Here is a 25,787-nt window from a genome sequence, read left to right on the forward strand (position 1 = left end):
CGTTAGCTGCTCTTGGGCTGGGTTTCGGTCGGGACCGGCGGTGTATTCGGCGGTGGCGGCGGGACGCCCGGAGGAGTCGGCGTCGGCGCGGGATTGTCCGGAGAACTCGCGTCGTCAGTGCCTTCGCTGGCGCCGAACATAAAGCTGCCCTGGTCGGCGAGGTGCGTGATGGCTTTGCCACCCAGCAAATGCTCACGGAACCAGCCTTGGATGCGACGGCTCGCCTCGGCGTTGGCGCCGTGGCCCATGCGCGGATAGCGCGCGAAGATCACATTCTTTTTCAGGTGATTGAGCGCCTTGAATGTTTCCCAGGCGTGGCGCACCGGCACGCGGTAGTCACCGTCGCCGTGCACCAACAAGAGCGGCGTCTCGATCTTGTCGAACGACATGATCGGCGAGGCCTCGACGTAACGTTGCGGGTCCTGCCAGAGTTGTTTCACAAAACGGCCCTGGCCATATTCGTGGTAAAGCCCGCTGACGTCGCCACCGCCCATGTAGTCGGCGACCCAGTTGGAGAGTCCCGAGATGCTGGCCGCGGCCTTGAAGCGGTTGGTCTGTGTGACGACGGCATTCACCATGATGGAGCCGTAGCTGGTGCCCATGATGCCCATGCGTTTTTCGTCGATCAGGCCCGTCGCGACCACCGCGTCGATCGCGGCATTTACTCCCGCGACAATCTGCTGCGTGGGTTTTTCATAAACGCCGGTGTCAGACATCGGGATGTCGGCGAAGAGCACAGCAAAACCTTCCGCGAGCAGCCCGTGCAGGGAGTCGTTGTAGAAACCCGCACCATTCTTCGCACGCACATCTACCCGCGAATCATCCTCGGACGGATAACCATTGAAGATCAGCGGCACCTGGTTGGTCGCGCTCGCACCCGCCGGGAGATAAAGTAAACCGAAGCCCAGATAACCATCCGGCGTCTTCCACGAGAGCAGTCGCGATTGCGGATAAACGCGCTCCGCGAGCCCCAGCTTAAATTTTGTGACGAACTCCGGCGTCGCGCCCGGCTTCAACGTGATGCGTTGGAGATTTTTTGAGGACGTGGCGGCTTGTCCGGAATAGACGAGCGACTCACCGCGCACGTCCGTGGCGATCGTCAAATCCGTCCAGACTCCGGTCTGGGCAAAACGCATGGCGGTGCCCGAGTGCGGGTCGAGTTTCCACAGTGCATCCAGGCGCGACAGGCGGTCCTTGCCGACCAGCGTGAGCTGGCCCGACGCATCGATGGCGGCCGTCTGTAATCCAGGAGCCGGGACGATGCGCACGATTTCCTGGTCGAGTTTCGCCGTGAGATTTTTGGGCGGTTGCGTGCCGTCGACGGACAGGCGCCAGACATCACCCCTGCCGACTGCCACCAGCGTTTTCGAATCAGCCAGCCACAGCGGGTTGAAGAGGAAGCCAAATTTCTGGCTGTCATAAACGTGCGTGAGATTTTCGCCGTAGCCGAGGAGCTTCGCAGGTTTTTGCAGGCTCAGTTTTTCAGTGAGGTTGCGCGTTTGTTTAGTGGCCACGTCGTAGACATAAATGTCACCCGTCGACTGGCGGCCCACCGTCGCGTAGAGGATCTGCGTGCTGTCCGGCGACCACACCAGCGTGGGATTGCCGTTTGTGCCGTATTGCTGAAACGGAGGATTAAATGTGCCGGTGTCATTCGTGCCGACGTCTTTCATGACGGGCTCGAGCCGCTGGCCGAGGTGATCGGACCAGCCGGCTTTGCGGTCTTCCATTTTTTCGAGATCCAGCACCGGCAGGTCCGCAACCGGGGTGGCGTTCACATCGATCAAATAAACATCCCCGAGATACTGTTTCGCCCACGAGCCCGATAGCGCTTTGCTGGAATTATGCTTCACCTGCATAATCGCGAGACGCTTTCCGTCCGGTGAAAGCGTGAGCGAGTCGATGTCGTTGCCTTTGGCGAGCAGGCCGAGTTTTCCCGTGGCCACATCGAGGGCCATGATCAGGCTGCGATTCGACTCGGCGTAGGCTCCCTCGTATTCCTTTTCGAACCGACGACGCTCGTTGTCCGGTTTGTAGCTGCCGGCGAGTTCAAGGTTCACGTTGTTATCGCGCGTCGGAGGATTGTCGTCCGACGGATGAGACTTCGGCCAGGGCAGGTTTTGATTGATGGCGAGGTAAACCGTCTTCGCGTCCGGCGACCACAGCACTGGCATCTTCGGGTAGAGCTTGCGTGGGAACACCAGTAACTCGCGCACTTTTTCGGAATCCGGTTTTTCGCCGGCGGGCCAGAGCGTCAGCGCACCCTTGCCTTCGCGCCGCACGCTCAGCGCGAGAGTGGGATCGAGCGGCGACCAACTCGCGCGCGGGGTGGCGGCGCTCATCGACCAACCGGTTTTGACGTTGGCCATCTTGCCCGAGGTCAGGTCGATATTGCCCTGCCCTTTGGAGGTGCTGAACAGCAGCCAGCGGCCGTCGGGAGAAAGACTGAAACCAGAAGCGACCGCCTGGCCGGCGGCAATCTCGCCGGGTGATGCCGGTTTGGGTTCCTCGGCGAAAACAAACGCAGGCGCAACGAGCGCGGCCAGGAAAACCGAGCGAACCCGCGGGAAGAGAAATGGTGAATAAATCATAAGCAAGTCTGTGCTTATTAAGACGCACTCCCCCCCTCTATCCACCACGCGACCATTTGGTGAAATTAGCCCAACGAGAAATTTGGCGCGGTGCAAAGTGCCCTACCACCCGAAGCGATCGTCTTCACAAAAAAACTTTACGCAGGCGCGACTCATTTCCGCACCGGCTTCAGGGTCGTCGTCACCTCGACCGTCTGAGGCGGCGCGCACATCGTAGCGGTGCAGGCTTGATAGGACACCGCCGCCACCAGTGTGATGTCGCCGGACGCGCCAGCGATCTTGAGCTTGCGACGGAAAATCTGTTTTCCGGAGTAGATCTGAATCTCGCCTCCATCCCAAACAGTCTCCGGCTCCGGCCAGCTCCAATCGCTCAATGCCTCCACGCCTGCGGGTAATTTCAGATCGATGCGCAATTCCTGCTGGCCCGCAGGACAGATGAAGATCTGCGGGATCGCTTTCAGCATCAGGCGGCGAGCGCCGCTCGGAAGGGGCTCGGCGCTGACCGCCGATGACCTGTCGCGTTCGCTCAGAACGACACCGTGAGCGACGCAGAATACATGCGCCCGCGCCAGTCGCCGTAAGGCTGCACGTCGTAAGCGGAACTATTGTAGAACGGAAACTCCGCCCCGAAGACATTGTTAACCCGCAGCTGGCCGCGCACGCCGTAGCGCGGATTTTTCCACGGCATAAAACGCGCCAGATCGCCGTTCACATAAGCATCGAATTCCCAATACCGATCCAATCGATCCGACCCTTGTGTGAGGTGCTGGCTGATGGGAAGCATGCTCGAATGATAGTAACGCCCATCCAGGCCGAATCCATACTGAGGCTTGGACCAGCCAGCGTTAAACGACGCGCGATATTTCAAGAAAGAAAACGACGCGTCAGGATTATCGATGTTCTCGATCACCGGAGAGGTCGGCAAAGTTTGCGTCTTGTAGCTCTGGAACCACGCGCCACGCGCGCTCATCTGCAATGCGCCGCCAAAAAAATCAGTCATGGAATAGCGAACATCCCCGCTCCAATTCTTCGAACTGCGCCCGGCGACATTAATGTATCCCGTGCGCAGAAACGTCACGCGTCCCACGGAGGCCGTATCGCCCGGTGCCAATGGCCCGCGCACAATTCGCTCGGGAAAATCACCCTCGAGCAACAAGAGGTTGTTCGCCGACAGCGTGGTCAATTCGTTCACCTTCACGGTATCCACATAGTCCACCGACATCCGAATCCGATGCCGTTGACCGCGCTGGAAAATCAAGCCGTAGGTGCGGGTTGTCGCGTCTTCCGGCAGGAGATCCGGATTCGGCGAGGACAGCGCCTGCGCGGTGTAGATTTCATTGTTTCTGCGCGGATCGGTGATGTTGCTGGCCGACGGCACGCCTTCTTCGGTGGGCACACTCATGTCGGGCGTCGGCGGCACGTAGGCCGTCGTGTAAGTGGTGCGCAACGAAAACCCTCCTTTCAAATCCAGTTTGAATCCAAGGGTCGGCGGATTGCTGGAACTCTTAAAGGTGTTCGAACCGGCGTAGCGCCAGGCCAGGTCGCCAGAGACCCGTTCGATGGCCCGCGGAAGCCACGCCTTCGGCACGAGCGGAGCCTGCAACTCGGCAAAAATCCCCCAATCATCCCTCTGGCGACCAGCGTTGGCCCCGGCGTCGAAACCAGAGTTGCGCGAGCCGTCAGCGAAACGGCTCACGTAAGCGTAGCCGTTGCCTTCCGTCCGCAGAAAATCTCCACCCACCACCAGCACGCCTTCGCCAGTCGGCAGAGGCAAGCGGTGATTGCTCAAACGCGCGTTCGTCTGCCAGGAAGTGCCTTTATACGGTCGGTCGAATGTGCTGACGAAAGCGGCGTAATCATACACGGCTTGCGGGATGGCATAGGCCCGGGTGTCCCGGAATGGATTATATGCGCCGCTCGCGACCAGTTCGTTCAGCCGGGTGGAATTCACCCCCGCGTAAGTGTATTCTGATTCGCTGATCGCCGCCTGAGCATCCACGGAGAGCTGCCAGTTTCTGGGCATCTTCACGAGAAATCCCAAGGTCGCGGAATTGGATTCGCGCTCGGCTCGACTGTGCTTGCTGCCAAACGCCGACAGTGAATCCAGTAACGTGACGACCACGGCCTTGCCAAAAGGGTTGAACGGCGAGTTGGCTGGAACCGTCAACGACTGCCGAAGGATCGACGTGCCCAAGTAATAATCTGAGCGGGAATGCGCCAGATCCACCGCAACCTCCAACCAAGGGAGCACCCGGTAAAGCAGGTTACCGCTGAGATTGACCTGCTCCGAACGTCTTCCGTAAACATTGCCGTCGTTCTGCATGAGGGAGCCCGTCCCCACGCCGCTGGCATGACCGTATCCGGCCGCCGGCGCGTAGAAATCGAGATTGCGCACCCCTTGCCGCCCAACGAAAGCGGCCAAGCCACCCCGGCCATCCGCGCCGGGTGCGACAGAGGTAAAAGCAGGCGTGCCCAGACCGAACAGTGGCGACCCGTCCGTGCTGCGAATATGAGGCGTGGCCGCATAAACATCTGCCGTCGGCAAGAGTGGCGTCACTGCACGATCACGCGCCAAGGCGTTCTTGATGTAATTCAGGTCGGACTCCAGCGGTGGCCTAATTTCCCGAAAACTTGCCGCTAGTTTCACGTCGATTTTTCCGTCCAGCAACGTCTGGCCATGCACCAGCGACACCGCCTTCTGCGGAGCATCGAAGCTAAACGCATTATTGTAGCTCGTCGTGATTTCCGTCGCTTGGAAATTCGCGCGCAGGACAATATTGATCACGCCAGCGACCGCGCCGGCACCATAAATTGCAGAGGCTGAAGCCGGCAATACTTCCACTCGCTCGATCATCGCCAGGGGAATTGCGCTGATATCTGCAGGGCCCGAAGTCGATCCTATAACCGATCCGATCATCCGCCGCCCGTTGACCAAGACGATGGTTTGCGAAGTAGAATAACCGCGCATCGCCAAATTGCCGCTGGCCGCTGCGGCCGACGTTCCCATGGCCGAGGTTGATTGCTGATCGGCGTTAAGCGTTGTCGGATTCGTCTCCAGCAACTCTCGCTGCATGAATTCATTCAAATCCAGCAATCCGCTGCGCTGGATATCCGAGCGCGTGAACACCTGATACGGCAGGGCGTCGTTCTCCGAGCGCGGCAAATCGATATTGCCAGCGACCATCGGTTTTTGTCGCTGACCTTCGACCACATATTTGTCGAGTTCGGTCACTTCATCCACGCGGCCGCGCACGATGAAGGGTTCCAATTCCGTGACGTCGCCGGCCGCACGCATCGTCTCGCGGCTCAAGATCAGCTCGCGCCCTGCACGCACGGTCACGTCGGTGATATGCATCGGCTGCAAACCTTCCGCCGTCGCGACCAGCGTGTAGGCGCCGGCCGCCACATTCATGAAAACGAAATCCCCGCGTCGATCCGTCACCGTCTGCTGCCCCGTCTCGCGCACGAGAATACGAATGCCCGCCGACGAGCCGAGCTCCGGTTTCACCACGGTGCCGCGCACGGTGCCGTTGATCAACGGGTCGCGCACCACCACGAATCTGCCCGCCTCCCGCGTAGTCGCGGAGAATCCGGTGTGCTTCAACAACACCCGCAGCGCTTCCTCCGCTTCGAAAGCACCCGTCACCGCATTCGCCGTCACCTCGCGCAACTCCGCGACGGGAAACAACACCTCGTTGCCGGATTGTTTGATAAACTGCTGGAGTGATTCCGGCGCTTTTTGAACGGGAATGGAAAATTCCACCGGCGCGGCGCGCCCGCCGTCCGACAGCGACGCCCATAAAATCGCGCCGAATAAAATCCGCCGGCACAAAGCCGTGGAAAAAAATTCTCCGAACCGACGAAATAAAATCAGGTGCATGGTGCCAACGCTGACGCTTGGCCGGAAGGAATCCCCTACAAGATTTAAACAAAAAACGTAACCTCCGGAACGGAAGAGACGCTTCACGCCGCGCTACGTTCACGCAATCGCGGCATGAAGCCGCGCCTACCGTTGAGCCAAAAAAACACTCAACGCGCGACCAGCTGCAACGTGCCGTCACTTTCCGTGATCACGCGCACAGCCAACGCCGCCTCCACCGCGCCGAGAAATTTCTCCACATTATCCAGCGAGTAGCTGCCGGCAATGCGCAGGCCCGCCACGGACGGGCTCACCCGAATTTTCCTCTCATGATAATCCGCCACCGCCGCCACCGCTTCACTCAACGAAACATCCGCAAACAGTAATTTTCCTTCGCGCCACGCGATCGCGGCATCGAGTTCTGTTTCCACGAGATCACTTATTCCGTGCCCGGCAGCGCTCACGCGAAGCTGTTGCCCAGGCCGCAAGCGCACGATTTCACCCTGCGCTGCACGCGCACCCGCATCCTTGGACGGCAGCTGCACTTCCACACTTCCTTCCAGCAGCGTGACTGCCAGCGACGCGTCCGGCAGGATGCGCACATTAAACTGCGTGCCCGTCACACGCACCACCCCGACGGGGGTTTGCACGAGAAACGGCCGCGACGCATCGCGCGCGACGGCAAAAAAAGCCTCGCCGCGCTCCAGCGTCACCGTGCGGCGCTCTCCGCGAAAATCCGTGCGCACCCGCGTGCGCGCGTTCAACACCAGCTGACTCCCATCCGCGAGCGCAACCTGCTCGCGTTGCGCGGCGACCGTCGCCAGCGAGCCGGTGTCTCGCAAATACGGCACGCCCCACCATGCAGCCCAGGCGAGCGCAAGCGCCGCTACCACGCCGCTCACGACTCCGCGCTTTTTTCGGCGGTGTTTGTCACGCGCCGCGACTTGCGCGAACACCTCGTCCACCGCACCACTGCGCACGACCCAGTCGAGCGCTGCCGATTCAGCCTCCAGGCGATTGGCTTGAGCATGATCGCGACGCGCATTCATGGTTCGTAATAACCGCTCACGCCGCGCCGCCGCAACTGTTCCTCCAATCGGCGGACGCCGCGCGCGAGTTGTTCATCCACGGTTTTCTCCGCGATGCCAAGCCGGCTCGCGACTTCTTTTTGCGAAAGACCTTTGAGTTTACGCAACATGACGACTTGGCGGCAACGCGGAGGAAGCCCGTCCAGTGCCGCGACCACCAGCGCAATTTTTTCTTTTGTGCTGACGGTCTCGGCCACCCCGGGCCTGTCATCCATGACGGGCAACCTCGACAAATCCCCTACGGAATTTATCGGGGTCGAGCGGCCTCGGCGCAGAATGTCCAGCGCCACCCGGCGGGCCACCTGGAAGAGAAACGCCTTCGCATAATGAATCGGCTGCTCCGCGCGCGCCTTCCACAGACGCAGGTAGGATTCCTGCACGATATCGTCGATATCGCCGGCCGCGCCGAACGAGTTGCGCAAATAGGATTTTAGCTGACCCTCGTGCGGCTGCACTTCCTGCGCGAACCATTGCTGGCCGCCCGACTCCACGACCGTGGACGCTTGATTAGAAGATGGAATGCTCACCGCGGCAGATGCGCCAGCACGATTGAAGCCACCTCCCGCCAAAGCGAAAACTGCCTTTGATGAATTTTGCCCAACGCAGGGCGCTACGGCGCCGCATTCCAAAAGAATATTCTTTCTCGTTCTCTTTCGTCAGGAAGAAGTCGCGCGGATTTTTTTAACCACGGATTGCACGGCTAACACGGACGGGAGCGGCGCTCCGTTACGGCACGCCCAGCACTTTGCTTTCATCGCCGGATGCCGCGGGTGCGAGGCCCAGGTGTTTTCGCACTACGGCTTCGAGGTGCTTCAAGCCGCCGCTGCCACCGGTGTGCGCGATCATCAAACCGTCCGGGCCCAGCAGGAAATACTGCGGGATACTCGAGAAACCGTAGCGCTGCGTGAATTCGTTTTTCATTCCGCGCCCGTCGAAAAATTGCGGCCACGGCATCGCGTGTTCTTTCACGTAATCGATGAGATATTGCCGGTCCTTCTCTTTCATTTCACAGGCGATGCCGATGATTTCGAAACCTTGCGCGTGATATTTCGAATAAACCTCCTTCATCAACGGTTCCTGCACTTTGCACGCACCGCACCACGTCGCGGCCCAGAAAACGATCAAGACTACTTTGCCGCGCAATTTCGCGAGATCGACCTCGCGGCCATCCACCGCCGTGAAACTCATTGTGAGCGGATTCACGCGCGCATCCGCGAGGTGATGTTCGCTCGACGCCACCTTGCGCACCATCGCATTGGGACTCGCTGCCCAGAGCGCGAGGAGCGTCGCCGGCTGATCCTTCGGCCCATGACGTTTCGACGCGCGCAACGTAATCGTGATCAGGTTGCGCAATTCGTTCTCCGCATACTCCGGGAAATCCGCGGCGATCGCCGCGGCTTCGCGGCCGACAGCGACCCAATCGCACTCCGCCGCCGGCTTCGCTCCCTGATAATACGGGCGAATCCGCTCGTTCAAAGCCTCACAGCGCAACTGCGCCCGCAATTCGCCCGGCGCGATCGCACTGGCAATGCACTCCGCTTTGAACGCAGCCAGTTGACGTTCCCAGTCGAGCCGCCCGGCTTGGTCCGCCATCGAATTTCCTTTTTCACCCGCGCGAGCGCGCCAGAGCGAGTCGAGGGAAGAAAACTGCGGGCGATTTGGATAAGCGCTTACGAATTCAAGCCACTGCCAGCGCCGCCCGTCGTCTTTCGAAATCTGATCCCAGAGCTGCACGCCCTCGCTGAAAACCAGCCGCTGGGTGTATTCCAACCAGAAGCGATAATCAGGCGACGCGGACCACGTCGCCCCCGGTTCTTGCGGGATCGACTTCATCAACGCGTCCAGCCTTTCCCACTGCATTTCCACTGCCTGCCGCTCGCGCAGCGACGTGGTGACCGGTGGAGAAACCGGGGCGGCCTGGCCGATCATCGCCAGGCAGCCAAGCAAAGCGAGAGCCGCCAACGTGCGGAGATTCATAAACTGGGTCTGCGATCAAAACTGCTTGCGCACACTCACCCAGTAACTGCGCAGACGGACATCGATGTAAGGACTCTGGTAGGACGAGGCATCGTATTCCGGCCAGGCATTAAACACGTTTTTCACGCCGGCCTGCACGGTGAGGTTTCGAAAAAGCCCGGCTTTCACTTTTTTCGCCAGGGTATTTCCCGGAGAGACATTACCGTCAAAGCGGTAGCCGAAGAACAGATCGTGGACGACTTGGGTCGGAATGGTGTCTCCGCCCTGCCGAATGATATTGGCCGTTTGCACGCCGCTGCGCAGCGCGGTGGGACCGCCCGCAGCTCCCGAGATCTTGTAGCTCCCGAAATACGTGGTGGTCCATCCCGCACTGAGGCCGCGGCGCTCCCAGACGACGGAGGCATTCCCCTTATGTTTCGAGGGACCGCCCTCACCCACGTAACCGGCGTAATCGTAACTGGGCCCGTTATAGACCAACTGGCGTTCTTCGTTCAGCACATAGGTGTGAGCCACTCGAACATTTAAAATACCCAAAGGAGTGTTGCGGCGATAATCTACACTTAGATCGAATCCATCCGTCTCATATTTGAAGAGATTGACGGAGCTGATATCCACCAACGTGACCAATCCGCTGGCATCGCGCGTCACCCGGTCACCGTAAATATCTTCCGAGTCGATCACCTGCTGGACCGTCAGCGTGCTGATTTTATCAAACTGCGTGATCTTATAATATTCGAGATTGGCGCGCATGCCATCAAGGCGCTTGCGCGGTTGCCAGATCACGCCGGCATTCCAACTTTTCGAGTTCTCCGGCTTGAGGTCTGGGTTGCCACCGCCGATGGTGAACACGCCGTAGCGACCCCCGGTGACACGATCATCGATCGTCGTTGGCGTCACCGATTGTTCAGGATTGCGGAGAAGTTGTGCGGGAGTCGGGGGCAGAAAGGCCGTCGCGACGGACGTGCGGAAGGTCACACTTTCGATCGGTTGATATCGCAATCCAATCGTGCCGTTACGTGACTGATAACTCGTGCGTGCCTTGAACGGTTGTCCGTTGATATTCGGTGCACCGTAGGTGGTCACCCCCGTAGAAGGACGAAACGTGGAACTCGGCGTGCCCGTATCCACCTCGTAACGCTCCATCCGCCCGGCCAACTGCAAATCCAGTGAGTGCAACAGCGGCCATTTTTCACGCTTTAAAAGTGGGATGAGTGATTCCGCCGCGGCGCTGTCCGTGGCCTGCTCACGCCTGAAGGTATTGGTGATGGTATCGCTGGACTTGGTGGTGGGATAAATTGTCGAAGAAACCCGATCAGGGAACGTGCTGATGCGGTGTTGCCCGATAACTGTCAGCGTCGGACTGCCCCAAGGAAGCACCGGTAACGAGCCTGAGCTTCGCAGCGAAAAATCATCGAGCTGAGAAGAACCTTCGGCAATCGAGGGCGCGAAATACGGATCGGAAGAATAAGGATAAAGCACCGTGTCACTGATCACGTTGATGACCCCATTACGAATGTGGTCGCTCAAAGCGGTGCTATCGTAAGTGAAGCTGCGGGTGCGGTAACGATTGTCTGACCAGGTATAATCGAACTCCGCGATCCAGTCGCCGGGCAACTGCACCAGCGCGCCGATAGTAAATGCCCGGCTAAGTGACTGGCTGACTTGCGTGGCCACCACGGGATTCGGCAAACGAATCGAAATGGATTGCCGAAAGGGATTGCCGGGCGCTCCGGCGGGGACCTGGGTCTGCAGATTGCCAAAGGGATTGTAGACCGATTCTGCCGAATAGTTGCTGTAAGAGAAATCCGAGAATATTTCTACGCTGGGCAACATTTGCCGGCGAATGGAACCTTGGATCGCCTTTGATTCAGGATTGGAGCCCCAGCGCTGTTTCAAGGCGTCCCATTGCGCAGTATCCGCACGTTGCAAATTATAAGAGCCGGCGTTCTTAAGCAGATCCGCGGTGACTTCAGCCAGGCTGGCGGTTGGAGAGAGCCCTGCGGAAACATGGGTGATGGTTGATCCCAATGAACGCCCATCAAGCAGCACCAGCGGACCCGCCCCTTGCGCCTTGATATTCGGCGTGGAAGCCAGCGGAGCAAACGAATCGTTCAGATAATAATCCGGGACGTTAGCCTGAATAGTATCCTGCCAACGATCCCTGAGCCCGATGCGATCCTGAAACAGCAGCGGCTGCGTGTCAGATGCACTGGCGGTGAACATCACATGCGTTTTTCCATCGCCCAATGTCTGGCCCCACGTCAGCGACAACGTGCGGCGAGGACTGTCGGTATCCCACGTGTTGTCATACGAGGCTCGAATCTCACCCCCGCTATAGTTCTTTTTCAGAATGATGTTAATCACCCCGCCGATCGCGCTGCCGCCGTAAATGCCCGATGAAGACGACGGCAGCACTTCGATCCGGTCGATGGCACTCAAAGGAATCCCGTTGATATCCGTTTGCGAATTGGCGGCCCGAGTCGCCAGGCGGCGGCCATTCACCATCACCAGCGTCCGGTCTGCGCCCAAGCCTCGAAGATTGATCGCGCTATTAACATTAATACCGCTGGAAACGGTTTCGGCACCGGTGCGCATGGTGGTGTTCATCGTCAGCCGCTGTTTGAGAAAATCCTCCACGTTGAGCGCGGCCGAGCGATCGATCATCTGCGCATCGAACACATAATAGGGCTGCACGTCGTTGACCGTGCGCGGGAGATCCACGTTGCCGCCGACAAACGGTTTTTGCTTCTTTCCCTCGACGACGTATTTGTCGAGTTCCGTCACTTCATCGGCGCGGCCGCGCACGACGAAAGGTTCGAGTTCGGTCACGTTTCCTGCGACTCTCATCGATTCGCGACTGAGCGTCAGTTCGCGCCCCGCTCGCACCCGCACCTCGGTGATGTGCATCGGCTGCAAGCCCTCCGCGGTTGCGATCAGCGTATAGGTGCCGGCGTCGATTTTTGTGAACACGAAATCTCCACGGCGATCCGTGATTGCTTGCTGGCCGGTCTCGCGCAGGAGAATCCTAATGCCGGCCGAGGAGCCGAGTTCCGGTTTAACCACCGTGCCTTTTACGGAACCTGTGGATACCGCCGCCGAGCGGGTCACAAGAAAGCGGCCGTCAGTCTGCGCGCTGGCGGCACAGCCGGTGTCTCTCAGCAGCACGCTCAGCGCGGCCAGGGGCTCATGTTCGCCTTTCACCGGATAGCTGGTGGCTGATTTCAGTTCATCATAAGAAAATAAAACTTCCTGGCCGGATTGCTTGATGAACAACTGCAACGCCGCGGGCGCGGGTTGAGCCGGAATGTCGAACGGCATCGGCGCAGCCACAACTCGCGGCGGCGTCCATAATGAGGCCGACAAAAGCGCGACCAGCGACAGTCCACGCGGGCTCTTGAAAAGACTACGAAAGCGAAAGGTCATGCTAACTGGACGGGATCACGCACCGAATCCCGCAAACCGATCTGCAATTTTATTTTTGTGCGACGCTGCATGAGCCACGCCTTGCAGAAAACCTGCCACTTCACGCAAAGCCGCACGCAGTCCCGAACAGCCATGGTCAACTTAAACGGCTCTAGCGCGGCCCGAACCGATAAGCGTTTTCCGCCTGCTTGAACAAACGCACCGGCTGCGTCCGCGTGATCGCATCGAGAAACCCGCTCAACTCGTCGAGCGGATAACTCCCGCCGAGCCGCAACGCCGCGACTTCCGAAGAAACTTCGATCACGACGCCGTGATACTCGGCAAAACGTTGCGCCGCCTGCTTCAGCGTCTCGCCATTAAACACCGCCCGGCCGTTGCGCCACGCTTGCGTGCTGTCGAGCCGATCATCCGGTAAGGTGCGCACGATTACACGCCCGCCCTCAATCGCGACCTGTTGTCCGGGTTGCAACGCAGTGGACACCGGGCCGGACGTCTCGCTCGCTTTCGCCGCAAAGGTCACCGCGCCCTCGAACAACGTGACTTCCACCCCTTGCTCGGCCGTCAGCCGCACGTTAAACTGCGTGCCGGTCACCCGCACCTCGCCGTGCGGAGTGCCGACGATGAAGGGATGCGCGCTGTCCTTGACCACGGAGAAAAAAGCCTCGCCCTGCTCAAGCCGCACCACCCGGCGCCCATAACGAAAATCGGTGCGCGCAATCGTGCGGGCGTTCAACTCCGCGCGCGAACCGTCGGCCAGCTCCACACTTTCCCGGCGCGCCACTTGCGTGGTCCTCACCGACGTATCCTGCACGTAAGGCACGCCGACGAAAAGGCCTGCCACCAGTGCAACCATTGCCACGCCGGTAATCGCGATCGATTTCCGGCGACGTCGGCGAGTCGCCAGATCAGCGTCCAGCGCGCGCAGCACATCGTCCACCGCGCCGGATTGAGTGACCCAGTCGGCTGGATGGACGGTGGCCGGGCCGCGCCCTGCACGTGAAGATTCAGCGTTCATCCACGGAGAATCCATCGAGCCCGCGCTGGCGGAGTTTTTTATCAAGCAGTCTCATGCCGCGGGTAATCTGACTCTCCACGGTGCGTTCGGAAATGGAAAACTGCGCCGCCAGTTCCTTTTGGGAAACGCCTTTGAATTTTCGCAGCACAAAAATCTCGCGACAGCGCGGCGGCAACTCGGCCAGTGCGGCGGCGACGAAGGAAATTTTTTCATGGTAACTAAGAATCTGAGCCGCATCGGGTCTATCTTCCATGACTGACTCGGCCGGCAAATCCCGCAAATCCTCCACCGTCACCACGCGATTTCGACGCAGCAAATCGAGCGCGAGATGCCGCGCGACTTGAAAGAGAAACGATTTGGTCGAAGCAATCGGGCGGTCGAGCTTGGCCTTCCAGATGCGCAGATACGACTCCTGCACAACGTCCTCGACATCGCGCACGGACGGAAACGCGCCACGCAAGTAAGCCTTCAGCTGGTTATCGTGAAGGTGCACCTCCTGCTCAAACCACTTGGTGTGGCTGGTATCAACTTCCGCAGAAGCTTCGTTGGCAGAGGGCGAGATCACAGAAGAGAATGAGCAGACCGTGCGCCATCCGCGTTGCGCTACGACCCGCGCATTTGGTTAATTTTGCCCAGCGCCACCGGCTTGGTGAATCCAGTGCTACCGAAATTCGAACTGTTGTCGAAATAACGCCGTCACCGGCCGGCCAGCTTTCAGCGGCGCGGAAAATTTCCACTGGCTCACGGCATCAAGTGCCGCGCGTGAGAGCCCGTCATCGAACCCGGCAACCACAGAAGGGAGCCGCACCGCACCCGACTCATCGACCCAAAATTGCAGGGTCACCGCCCCGCGTCCTTCCACGCGCGCGGGGGGCACGTGTTTAAGCAAAACCGGCGTCGCATCCAACTGTTCCAGCTGAAAAATTCGCACCATCCGATCCGTCGGGCGCGGCGTCATCGAAACACTCAGAGCGTCCGCCACCGTGGAGGCCGCCACTCCCTGGCCGCCCGCAAGGTAAAGCAAAATTCCCAGCGGACCGGCCTGCCGCCCACCCTGCCAGCGGGCCGGATGAAAATAGAGCATGCGCAACACCTGTTCCGCGACTGGCTCGGCTGCCGGGTCGCTCGAGCCCGCGATCAGCCAGTCTCCGAGTTGTCCCTGTGCGTTCACCACCGCGACTACGTAAACTTCCGCTTCGCCTCGGTAGGTGCCGGCATCATAAGAGAACGACGACGTTTCGATATGCGGATTCTCAAGGCCCCGCTGGCTCACGGAGGCACAACCCGTGAACGCCAACACCAACAGGAGAAATGCGGCCCGATGCATAAAACCCGAGCATTGACGGAGGCATTTTCTCACGCAACTCGAAGCGTGTTAGCGAAAAAAAGTGAGCAGTCGCTTCCCGTGACTGCATTGAGGCGTGACCGACTGCGAGCGATCACGCCTATAACGCACCGCGCTAATGTTCGGTTTGAAAACCGAGGATGTCAGGCGCGGTTTAAGGCGCCGCGCGCAACGTTTTGCCGGCGTTCCAGACGCCTTCGATCATGAAGGTTTGCGCTTGTTCGGGGAGGCCGCGCTCGTGGCGTTCCAACATGCTGATGAGCGTGTCGACGGCGGTCGCCCCGATTAAGGCGCCGTTTTGCCAGATGCCGCTCACGGCGCCGTTCTGCTGCGAACACGCCAGCGTCGCGACGCCCAAGTCGCGCGGCACGCGGCAGCCGAGTTTTTTGACGTGCGCCAAAACCGCTTCGCCAGACGGCGTGATGAGCACGTCAGGCGTGTGGCGTTTTAACCACCCTTCGACCGGCTCCAGGCTTTCCCAATTTTCCAACAGAAGCGTCGGCACTGGTTTTAATCCCGGAAACAATTCACTGCCGGCATACACGCCGCCATCCCAGCGTCCGAGAAAACGCTCGCGGTGATTCTTCAGGATCACGAGCCCGGGACGCCGGTAGCCGAGCTTGTGGCACTCGCGCACGACTTGCAGTGCGGAGAAAAAGTGATCGTTGCACACGGTGGTGATCGTCAACGCCGTGTGCGGAACGGCCAGACGGACAGCGGCGAAGTGTTCCCATTTCAGATTCGGCAGCGCGGCGTTCACCGCGAGCGGTCCGAGCACGAGGCCATGAATCCCGCGCGCATACAGCATCCCGCTGAAGCGTTCCGCTGACATCTCGTTTTGATGCAGCCAGAATTCCTTCGCGCGATAGCCGCGCAATTCCGCCCGCTCCAGCGCGCCCTTTAACATCAACCGCACCGTCGGGGCCGCGCTCTCGCGCCAGCCGTTCGGATGATCGAGTCCATTCACGAGCGCGATCACCGGCTTCTCGGTCACCGTGCGACCCTGCCGGCGCACGCGCATCAACGCGGACACATATGGGTTGGGCCGGTAGCCGAGTTCCTTCGCGATCCCATGAATGCGTTCGCGCGTGGCTGCGGGGATGCGGGGATTGTTCGCGAGACACATCGAAACCGTGGCCTGCGTGACCCCCGCTTGCGCCGCGATGGTCTTCATCGTCACCGGACTAGTCATGGATTTGATTAAGGATATAAGTATCAGGAGACTTCTGCCAAAAAGGGCCAAGCACAATATGTCGCCACCCTAACAGACTGCGCGCAGCGTGCGCGGACAGTCACCTCAACCCCCCGTAACTATGATCGCAATGAATCGCCGTAAACTCGGCTTACTCGCGTGGTGCGCAGCGCTCGGCACTTCGAGCGCCCTGGCTCAAACTGCCGCGCCTGACCCTGCTCCAGCTTCCACCAACAAACAGGACGTCGTCGAACTGACTCCGTTCGAAGTCCGCTCTGAAACCAATCGCGGTTACATCGCCTCCGAAACGATGACCGGCTCGCGTGTCGCGACGCAGATCAAAGATCTTCCCTACTCCGTGAACGTCCTCACGAGCGAGATGTTCGAAGACTTCGCGTTTTTCGAACTCAACGACAACGTCGCTTACATAGGTTCCTTCACCGGCCTCGATCAAGGCGGCGGTTTCAATCTCCGCGGTTTCAACGCTACCAATCAGCTCCGCGATGGCTTCTTCCGCCTCGGCCGCTATGGTTCTTCGAACGTTGACCGCATTGAGGTCATCAAAGGCCCGAACGCGGCGATCTACGGCCAGACTTCCCCGGGCGGCATGCTCAACATGATTTCGAAAAAGCCGAAGAAGAAGGAAGGCTATAAACTTTCCGTCAGCGCCGGCGACTACGACACCAACCGCGAGACTTTCGAAGCCAACGGCACGATCGGTTTCCTCGGCAACACCGCCTACATCGCCACGCTCGGCTTCTATGAACGCGGTTACGAGACTCCGATGACGCGCCTCCGCAACAAAGAGTCCTACGTCGCCGTCGAGCACACGTTCGCCGACGACAGCACGCTGCTCGTCCAAGCGGAGACCTTCAACCGCCGCACCAACTCGCCGCAATCGGTCGCGCCTTACATCCTGAACGACCAGAACACGACCGCCACGACCGACGACAAGATCGTCGGCCTCGCCAAAGGCCTCGCGAACATCCAGCAGTTCGGCCCGATCAGCGAACTCGTCCGCGGTAACACGTCGTTCACCGGCACGTATTCGAAAAAGCTCAGCTCCATTTTCAGCAGCCGCGTCTCCGGTAACTACTACCGTGCCCGCCGCTGGGAGTTTAACCAGAACACCGCCGCCACGCAGGTGAATCAACGCACGCTCGTCATGCAACGCGGTGCCACTCCGAATCGCGGCTTCATTTTCGAAGACGGCGGCGGCGCGCAAGCCGATTTGCTCGCGCAATACTTCCTCGCGAATCGCCGCATCGAAGTGAAGACGCTCCTCACGTTCGACTATAACACTTACTACCGCTACGATCCGACCTGGGGCATCAACGGCACCGACCTTGCCGGTTGGACACCGCTCCGCAGCTTTTCCGTCACGCCGGAACTCGATGGCGTCGCCGCTCCGCTTTCGTATCTCTCCACGCCGTTCGATTTCAACCGCTCCACGCAATCGCGCAAAAACAAGAACCGCACGATCAACGTCGGCCTGTTGCTTCGCCACCAGATGAGCTTCATCGACGGCCGCCTGCTCACGTTTGCCGGCGCGCGTTTCGACAAAGTAAATTACGACCTGCATGATTTCGTCGCGAACGCCACCAACGAATTTGAAACCGACGCCTTCAAACCGAATTTCGGTGCGAGCTGGGCCCTTGACCGCGCGAAAAACTTCCGCGTTTACGGCAACTACAGCGAATCGTTTTTCCCAAACCAACAATTCATCACCGCTGCGCTCATCAACCCGCTCTACAAGAGTGAAACCGCTGACGGCATCGACTATGGCATCAAAGGCACGCTGCTGGATGGCAAAATCAACTTCACGCTCGGTGGTTTCCGCATCAACCGCCAGAACGTCATTACGCAGGAGTTGAATTTGACGACTGGCCTGCTCGAATCCCGCCCCGAAGGCGCGCAGCTCGTGCAAGGCGCCGAAGTCGACGTGACCTACAACGCTTCCGCCAACCTCAGCTTCACCCTCAGCTACGGTTATGTGGATTCGCAGATCACGGACTTCGGCACGCAGACGCAATCGGTCGGCCGCTCCGCCGCGCGCGTCTCGCCGCAAAACGGTGGTTTCACTGCGAAATACACCTTCCGCAACGGCGCGTTGAAAGGCCTCTCCGCCAATCTCGGTATCGTCTATCAGGACGAAACGCCGACCGAAGCGCCAAACGCCGGCGACACTTACAGCACGACGGCCGGCACCGCCGGCACATTCCTGCGCTCCACCGATCAATGGATGGTCAAAGTGCCCGCATTCACCACGGTCAACATCGGTGTCCGCTACGCGCTGCAAAACACCGGTCGCTTCAAGCACGGCATCGGCGTGAACGTGAACAACTTGTTCGACGAAAATTATCTCAACCCGAACCGCCTGCAGGCCGATCGCCGCAGCATCTTCGGCAACTACACGCTGCAATTTTGATCGCGTAAGATTACGTTGGTTTCACGAAGCCGGGCCAAAGCGCCCGGCTTCTTTTTTTGGCCAAGTGCTGTAGGAATCCCGCCCACTTTAACGCATTCGAATTCCTTTAAACCCGCCCGGAGTTCGGGTTCCACCTTCAGATACTTTCACACCCGCTGCAGCGACGACTGGAACTCGCGTGGCGCGAGGCCGTGGATTTTTTTAAAGCAACGCGAGAAATGATACGGGTCGTCAAAGCCCACGCGTTGCGCGGCTTCCTTCACCAGGCAGTTCGAGTCGATGAGGTATTCCGCCGCCAACGTCATCTTGCGACGCAGGAGATACTGATACGGGCTCGAACCTTGATAGCGCCGGAACAACCGGCACAATTGCGAGACATCCACGCGCGCCGCCTGCACGATCTCACCGAGGTTCGCCAGATTCTCGCAGCGATTATCGATAATTCCTTTGCAGCGGAGAAACTGCTGCTCGGCCTCGTCACTGCTTTTCGCCGTGAGGTGGGTGAGATCCTCGATCTTGAGCAGCATGACTTCGGTCAGCGCCTCGCAGATTGATGGCATCATCCAGCGCTGGTGCTGCCCCTCGCGGAGCAAGTCTTCCAAGATCGTTTGCACCTCGGGAAATAGCGCGAGCTGACGAGTCTGATTGGGCAAAATTCCCGCTTTTTTAAATCGCGCCAACACCTCCGACCCGCTGAAGCATAAAAAGTATTTCGTGATCGGCTGTTTGGGATCCGTGCTGATTTCGAGCTGCGTTTCCGTCGTGTAGAGATACGCCACGCCCGGTCGCAACGGGAACGTCTTGCCGTTCATCGTCACACTGCCCTGCCCGCTCGTGACCAGCTCGAGCACGTGAAACGAAAACCCGTTTCGCTGGATCAAGTAGTCGGAATTGCACTTTTCAAATCCCGCGTAACTGAGCGCATAGGAACCCGCAGCCGGCTTTTTCAGGCCGGTAAAAACATAACGTGAGCCGCTGACTTGCGGCGAAATCAGCAGCGGAACATCGGCGGCGCGCGCGGAACGATTGAGTGAGACCATGGGGTGAAAATTGTCTGCTTAGCGCGCGGTGAAAATAATTTCCAAGTCCTGTTGGTTGCGAACTACACGGAGCCGGTGCGACGCTCCATGTGCCAGTCGCGGCAAATCCGTCGCGGATTTCACCAGCTGGCCGTCCACCGACGCCACCACATCGCCTGCGCGCAGACCCGCCGCGGCGGCTTCACTCTTTGTCGGCACCTCGACGAGAACCGCGCCTGCTTCCGCCGAAAGTCCGAGCGCGGAAATATCGGTTAGGCCGCTCACCGGGCGCACTGTGGCCCCACGCCACGCGAAACGTCCCGCGGCCAAATTGTCTGCCGGCTCATGCGAAACAATCGCCGGGATCTGCGGTTGGCGCGCAATTTTCCGCAAACTTGGTTTGCGCACGCCAAATTGATCCATCGGAAAATTTTTAAAGCCCAACGCCCGCGCACCGGAACCGTCCTGCACTCGAAAATCTCCCGCCGCCGCATCCACAAATCGCGCATCGCCTGCCCGCGAGTGCGCATCACGGCCTCCTTGTTCTTGCAACGCCACCGCCGGCGATTCCTCCGTCGCGCCCGCGACGTGTAGCCAATTGTGGTCGAGGTCGCGGCCCCACGCCGCGGCTTTCATCCGCGCCGGTTTATACGGAGCCATCACGATGTTGTGGCGAAACACATCGCTCGGCGGCTCCAGCCACACGTGCGGATGCAGGCCGGAGTTCAGCAGGACATTATTTTCAACCACGCGGTGGTAGCCTTCGCGCAACTTGATGCCGCCGCGCAGGCAGAGATTGTTGTAGATTTCGTAGTTACTCGACCCGTCATCGAGATCGATGTCCCAACCGTGATCGCAACGCCAGCGCGAGGAGCGGATGACCGTTTTCTCCCTCGCATCCAACGTCGGCAACTCGGGGCGACGCGCGACCTCCGCGTTGATCACCGCGGGATCAAAATCCCAAAACCGGTCGCGCCCCCAGCTGTTGAAACTTCCGTGGTCATTCGTTTCGCGCACCGTGTCGAACACATCGCAGCCCTCGATCACGTGCCCGCCCCACGTGCCGTCGCCAATGTTGATGCCCGCACGGGAAGTGTCGTAAATTGAACAGCTGCGCACCGTGATGCGGCTCGCCATCGCGATCTCGACGCCGGCGGCCTGCTTTTCCACGCGACCGACGCCATGAATCAAACTGTCTTCGATCACGCAGTCACGCGGATAGTCTTCCGTTTTCGGACCGGGCCGCAGGTCGACCGTGGAGTAATTCGTGCGCTCCTTGTATTCGAAAAGCGGATCACGCACCGCCGTCGACCAACCGACAAACGCCACTCCGCTCGCGCCCGGTTCGACGATGTGCGCGCCACGGATGACCACGCCGCGCGCGTAACCGCTCACGACGATTCCGTTCCCACCGACGCTCTCCAGCGTCAGATCCTCCAACCCGCAATCTTCCACGCCCGTAAGAAACACCGCGCCGCCGCGATAAAACGTCCAGTCGCTGCGCAACAACGGCTCCCTCGTGTCCATGAACGTGCGCGCCACGTGCTTCAGTTTAAAACCCCGCAACGTAATCGCGCGCACCGGCGCGCCGGCTTCACCACGAAATGAAACCAGTTCACGCAACGCCACGCTCACACATTTTCCGGTGGTCACATCGACGCCCGCCGGCGGAATCAAAGAGAGCCGGCGCGCCGCTTCGTCGTGATACCACTCACCGGGCGCATCGAGTTCCTCGCGGATATCCTCCACGTAACGAAATTCCGGGTGCATTCCCATCTGGCGGTTGTTCTGCCAGCCGCCTTCATAAGTTAACCCGCCGGTCGCATCTTTACCCGTGATTCGATAATGGTATCCGCCCCAACGCGCCTTGTGAATTGCGTGCATGAAGCCGCCCGCAGGATTCGCCCAGCGCGCGATACGCGCCTCGCTCCACGCATCTTTCGAGTAACCATTATAGACTGCGATTGACGCATCGTAATTCGGAAACCGTGCCATCCGCAGCGGCGTGTCGTTTAAAAAGAGTTGATCGATTTTTAATCCAGCGGGCGTCTCGGCTGTCCATACACCCTCGGGGCTTTTTTCCCACGCGAGCGAAAGCGGTTCTCCTCCACTCAGCACGACGGCGTTTTCTTCAGCCGCCACGTAGCTCACGGACGCCACTGCCGTGCCCGAGTCTTCCGGCGAAAAGACCAATGGCTCCGAAAGATAATAAGTGCCGCGGCCCACGATGACCGTGATCGGTTCCTTGCCTCGCGCCGGCGAGTCCCGCACCGCGCCCCGCGCGCGGGCCAAAGTTGCGAAAGGCGTTTTGACTCCGCCGTCGTTGTGATCGCTGCCTTCCACCGCCACATGAAACGTCGTCGCCGCAAACGCTGTCACTGAAAGCATGCAGGCCACGAACACCTGGGGGTAAAGCGAACGCATCGCTTCATCGCTGCGGACGCGACGATCCAGCGTCAACGGGCCGCGCGCTATATTCGTTAAGCAAGAATGTTCAGCTTTATGCCCGCTCCCCTAGCTAAGATAATCCAAGCTTCTGCCAGTTTTATCCATTCTGCCCGTGCTTGCTGCATGGTATGCTTGCGAGAATCATACCCCGTTAGATGAAAAATTTTCTGCCCGCTCTGGTTGGTTTCATCGTCGCTACGTTTCCAATTTGCGCGGCGGAAACTGCGGATGAGCGTCCCAACATTATTTTCATCCTCGCCGACGACATGGGCCGCGGCGACGTCTCCGCCTACAACCCGAACGCGGCCTGGAAAACTCCGCATCTCGATCAGCTCGCCGCGGAAGGGGTGCTCTTCACCGACGCGCACAGCAGCTCCGCCGTGTGCACCCCATCGCGTTACAGTGTGATGACTGGGCGCTACGCGTGGCGCAGTGAATTAAAGAAAGGCGTTGCCAATGGTTTCTCTCCACCGGTGATCGAAGACGACCGCTTGTGCGTGGCCACCCTGCTTAAGGGAAAAGGCTACACGACCGCGATGTTCGGCAAATGGCATCTCGGTCTCGCGTGGGCAAAAAAAGCCGACGCCACTAACGATCAGGATGTGGACTACCGCCAACCCTTCGATGGCGGCCCGACCGCGCGCGGGTTCGATCACTTTTTCGGCATCAGTGCATCGCTCGACATGCCGCCTTACGTCTGGCTGCGCGACAATCGCGTCGTCGCCGCGCCCAACACCACCGCGCCCGGCAACCAAGGCCTGACCATGTGGCGCGCCGGCCCGATCAGCGAAGACTTCGCGCACGCCGACGTCCAGCCGCGCCTGATTCGCGCAGCGACCGAGTTCATCGCGCGGCAGAACAAACAAAAACCATTCTTCATCTACCTCGCGCTCGCCTCACCGCACACGCCGATTCTGCCGACCGGCAAATTTGCCGGCCAAACTCAAACGACGCCTTACGGAGACTTTTGCGTGCAAGTCGATCACGACATGGGAGCGATCGTCAGCGCACTCAAAGCCGCTGGTCTCGACGAAAACACCCTGATTATTTTCACCGCAGATAATGGCTGCAGCCCGGCAGCCAATCTCGCCGACCTTGCGAAATTCAAACATGATCCGCAAGTCGGGTCGCGCGGGCACAAGGCCGATCTCTACGAAGGTGGTCATCGCGTGCCGTTTATCGCCCGCTGGCCCGCAAAGATTCCCGCCGGCGCGCGCAGCGACGCGTTGGTCTGCCAGGTGGACTTCATGGCGACGTGCGCCGAACTTGTGGCGCAATTGCTGCCCGCAACCGCCGGCGAAGACAGCGCGAGTTTCCTTCCGGTGTTAAAAAATCCCGCCGCCCACTCGCAAGTCCGCGACTCGCTCGTGCATCATTCAATCAACGGCTCTTTCGCGATTCGCTCGGGCAAATGGAAACTTTGCCTCGCTCCGGATTTGGGCGGTTGGAGCGATCCGCGTCCAGGCAAGGCACCAGCGGGATCGCCACCGTTTCAATTATTCGATCTGGAAAAAGATCCCGCTGAAACCACGAATCTCTTCGCGCAACATCCGGAAATCGTCCGCGCACTCGACGCGAAATTAAAACAACATGTGCTCGCCGGCCGCAGCACCCCGGGCGCGCCGCAACCCAACACCGGCGGCAACGACTGGCTCGAACTGGCGTGGATGAAAGAATTTTCCACCCCAGCCCGGTAAATTCTGCGTCCGTTTTGCCTAGTTGTTTCCACAATCTCCCTGCCTCTCGCACCGATGTCCATTTCGCCGGTCACAAAAAGCCGGTAACATCGCCTCTCACCTCGCTCGCACCCTGACCCTTTTATGAAAAAACTCCTGCTGTCGGCGTTATCTTTCTTCGTCTTCGCATCGCATTTGCCTGCCGCTCCCGCGGTTGATTCGGAAAGTCCAGAGGCAAAGGCGAAGCGCCTCGAGTGGTTCAAGCACGACAAATACGGCATGTTCATCCACTGGGGCCTCTACTCGATTCCCGCGGGCTATTGGAAAGGCGAGCGCGCGCCCGGCATCGGCGAGTGGATCATGAACCGCATGCGCATCCCCGCCGTCGAATACGCGCAGCTCGCGAAACAATTTAATCCGATCCATTTCGACGCCGACGCTTACGCGCAACTCGCCGCCGACGCGGGCATGAAATACGTCGTCATCACCTCGAAGCACCACGACGGCTTTGCGCTCTTTAAATCCGCAGTGAGTAAATATAACGTCGTCGATGCCACGCCGTTCAAGCGCGACATCATCAAAGAACTCGCCGACGCCTGCGCGAAGCGCGGCCTGCGTTTCGGGGTGTATTACTCGCAATCGCAGGACTGGTATGAGCCGGGCGGCACCAACAATAACTGGGACTTCCCGAGCAACGAAGAGAAAGACCAGAGCGGCGCCTACGACAACTACCTCCGCGAAAAAGCCGAGCCCCAGGTGCGCGAACTTCTCACGAATTACGGCCCGATCTGCCTCGTGTGGTTCGATACGCCGCAAATAATGACCGGCGATCGCCCGAAGCGTCTCACCGACATCGTGCGCACCACGCAGCCCGACACGCTCATCGACGGCCGCCTCGGCGCCGTCGGCGATTATCAAAGCACCGGCGACAACGTCATCCCGAAAAATTTCACCGACGATGCCTTCGAGGTTCCCGCCACCCTCAATCACACGTGGGGCTACCGCAGCGACGACCACGATTGGAAACGCCCGGGCGAAATTATCTTCAAGCTCGTGGATATCGTTTCCAAGGGCGGCAACTACCTTCTCAACATCGGGCCAAAAGCCGACGGCACCATCCCGAGCCCGTCTGGCGAAAATCTCCGGGTCGTCGGCGCATGGTTGAAGACCTACGGCGAAGCAATCTACGGCACCACGCGCACGCCCTTCGGCGAAGAACTCGGCGGCTACCTCGAGGGCCGCAAGGATGCGAAAGGGAATCCCGTGTGGGGCGATCTCACCGAATGGCGCTGCACCGCCAAGCCCGGCAAACTTTACTTCACGCTCTTCCGCGTGGAACGCGTCGGCCAGGAAGGTTACTTCGCGCTCCCGAAGTTTAAAAACAAGATCAAGTCCGCCGCGCTCCTTGAAGAAGGCGGCAAACGCACCGCGCTCAAAGTGACGGAGAAGAACGGCATTCGCTCGATCAACCCCACCCGCTTCATCAACGACGGCCCGGGCCGCGTCGTCGTCATCGAATACGAAGGCGACACCCTTGAGAAGTGAGTTTTCAGCCGGGGCTGAACCTTGCGTCGCCCGGCCTATTCACGCCGCGATTCGCAAAAAATCGCGCCGCTTCTTGTCCAAACCGTTTGTCATATAATATATGACAAACGGTTTTTCCTGCCTGCGGCGAGGGTTCGGCTTCCTTTGAACTACGATCATCGATCTGCGACCTTTCCGCCTC

16 protein-coding genes are annotated in these 25,787 nt (G+C 59.5%); 3 read left to right on the forward strand and 13 right to left on the reverse strand.

The features are described 5' to 3' along the window. Positions 1–2: 2 nt before the first annotated feature. The 11 genes from ACRRQW_RS06685 to ACRRQW_RS06735 form a co-directional block, all read right to left on the reverse strand. On the reverse strand, positions 3–2,591 hold the full coding sequence (locus tag ACRRQW_RS06685; RefSeq protein WP_438480494.1) for a S9 family peptidase: 2,589 nt from the start codon (positions 2,589–2,591) through the stop codon (positions 3–5). 152 nt (positions 2,592–2,743) lie between these two features. Beyond that, positions 2,744–3,055, reverse strand: a complete 312-nt coding sequence (locus tag ACRRQW_RS06690; protein WP_438480495.1) for a protein-disulfide reductase DsbD domain-containing protein — start codon at positions 3,053–3,055, stop codon at positions 2,744–2,746. A gap of 62 nt (positions 3,056–3,117) precedes the next feature. After that, positions 3,118–6,471: a TonB-dependent receptor plug domain-containing protein gene (locus ACRRQW_RS06695; RefSeq protein WP_438480496.1), complete on the reverse strand. Its 3,354-nt coding sequence runs from the start codon at positions 6,469–6,471 to the stop codon at positions 3,118–3,120. Between the two features lie 149 nt (positions 6,472–6,620). Then, positions 6,621–7,499, reverse strand: a complete 879-nt coding sequence (locus tag ACRRQW_RS06700; RefSeq protein ID WP_438480497.1) for a FecR family protein — start codon at positions 7,497–7,499, stop codon at positions 6,621–6,623. Beyond that, a complete protein-coding gene (locus ACRRQW_RS06705; RefSeq protein WP_438480498.1) occupies positions 7,496–8,029 on the reverse strand; it encodes an RNA polymerase sigma factor in 534 nt (177 codons plus the stop codon). Before ACRRQW_RS06705 ends, ACRRQW_RS06700 begins: the two co-directional genes overlap by 4 nt. 235 nt (positions 8,030–8,264) lie before the next feature. Then, positions 8,265–9,515 (reverse strand): TlpA family protein disulfide reductase, encoded by a 1,251-nt coding sequence (locus ACRRQW_RS06710; RefSeq protein ID WP_438480499.1) that lies wholly within the window; start codon positions 9,513–9,515, stop codon positions 8,265–8,267. 15 nt (positions 9,516–9,530) lie between these two features. After that, entirely contained in the window at positions 9,531–12,938 is a 3,408-nt protein-coding gene (locus ACRRQW_RS06715; protein WP_438480500.1) for a TonB-dependent receptor, read from the reverse strand. Positions 12,939–13,089: 151 nt separating this feature from the next. Next, complete coding sequence (locus tag ACRRQW_RS06720; RefSeq protein ID WP_438480501.1) at positions 13,090–13,953, reverse strand: FecR family protein; 864 nt, start codon at positions 13,951–13,953, stop codon at positions 13,090–13,092. Beyond that, positions 13,943–14,518 (reverse strand): RNA polymerase sigma factor, encoded by a 576-nt coding sequence (locus tag ACRRQW_RS06725; RefSeq protein ID WP_438480502.1) that lies wholly within the window; start codon positions 14,516–14,518, stop codon positions 13,943–13,945. The genes ACRRQW_RS06720 and ACRRQW_RS06725 overlap by 11 nt, the downstream gene beginning before the upstream one ends. A 96-nt stretch (positions 14,519–14,614) precedes the next feature. Then, the gene (locus tag ACRRQW_RS06730; protein WP_438480503.1) at positions 14,615–15,280 is read right to left on the reverse strand and encodes a TonB family protein; all 666 of its coding nucleotides are present in this window, start codon (positions 15,278–15,280) and stop codon (positions 14,615–14,617) included. A gap of 172 nt (positions 15,281–15,452) precedes the next feature. Next, positions 15,453–16,490: a LacI family DNA-binding transcriptional regulator gene (locus tag ACRRQW_RS06735; protein ID WP_438480504.1), complete on the reverse strand. Its 1,038-nt coding sequence runs from the start codon at positions 16,488–16,490 to the stop codon at positions 15,453–15,455. A gap of 121 nt (positions 16,491–16,611) precedes the next feature. Here ACRRQW_RS06735 and ACRRQW_RS06740 point away from each other — a divergent pair, with 121 nt between their 5' ends. After that, on the forward strand, positions 16,612–18,918 hold the full coding sequence (locus ACRRQW_RS06740) for a TonB-dependent siderophore receptor (RefSeq protein ID WP_438480505.1): 2,307 nt from the start codon (positions 16,612–16,614) through the stop codon (positions 18,916–18,918). A gap of 146 nt (positions 18,919–19,064) precedes the next feature. On the opposite strand, the gene ACRRQW_RS06745 is transcribed toward ACRRQW_RS06740, so the two are convergent. Both ACRRQW_RS06745 and ACRRQW_RS06750 read right to left on the reverse strand, forming a co-directional pair. After that, complete coding sequence (locus tag ACRRQW_RS06745; RefSeq protein ID WP_438480506.1) at positions 19,065–19,958, reverse strand: AraC family transcriptional regulator; 894 nt, start codon at positions 19,956–19,958, stop codon at positions 19,065–19,067. A gap of 18 nt (positions 19,959–19,976) precedes the next feature. Further along, positions 19,977–22,361, reverse strand: a complete 2,385-nt coding sequence (locus ACRRQW_RS06750) for a right-handed parallel beta-helix repeat-containing protein (RefSeq protein WP_438480507.1) — start codon at positions 22,359–22,361, stop codon at positions 19,977–19,979. Between the two features lie 179 nt (positions 22,362–22,540). On the opposite strand from ACRRQW_RS06750, the gene ACRRQW_RS06755 reads away from it, so the two are divergent. Then, positions 22,541–24,082, forward strand: coding sequence for a sulfatase family protein (locus ACRRQW_RS06755; RefSeq protein ID WP_438480508.1), 1,542 nt, complete (start codon positions 22,541–22,543; stop codon positions 24,080–24,082). A 123-nt stretch (positions 24,083–24,205) separates the two neighbouring features. Continuing rightward, positions 24,206–25,606, forward strand: coding sequence for an alpha-L-fucosidase (locus tag ACRRQW_RS06760; RefSeq protein WP_438480509.1), 1,401 nt, complete (start codon positions 24,206–24,208; stop codon positions 25,604–25,606). Positions 25,607–25,787: the final 181 nt, after the last annotated feature.

The organism is Oleiharenicola lentus, assembly GCF_051660365.1.
GTDB classification, from domain to species: Bacteria; Verrucomicrobiota; Verrucomicrobiia; order Opitutales; family Opitutaceae; genus Lacunisphaera; species Lacunisphaera lenta_A.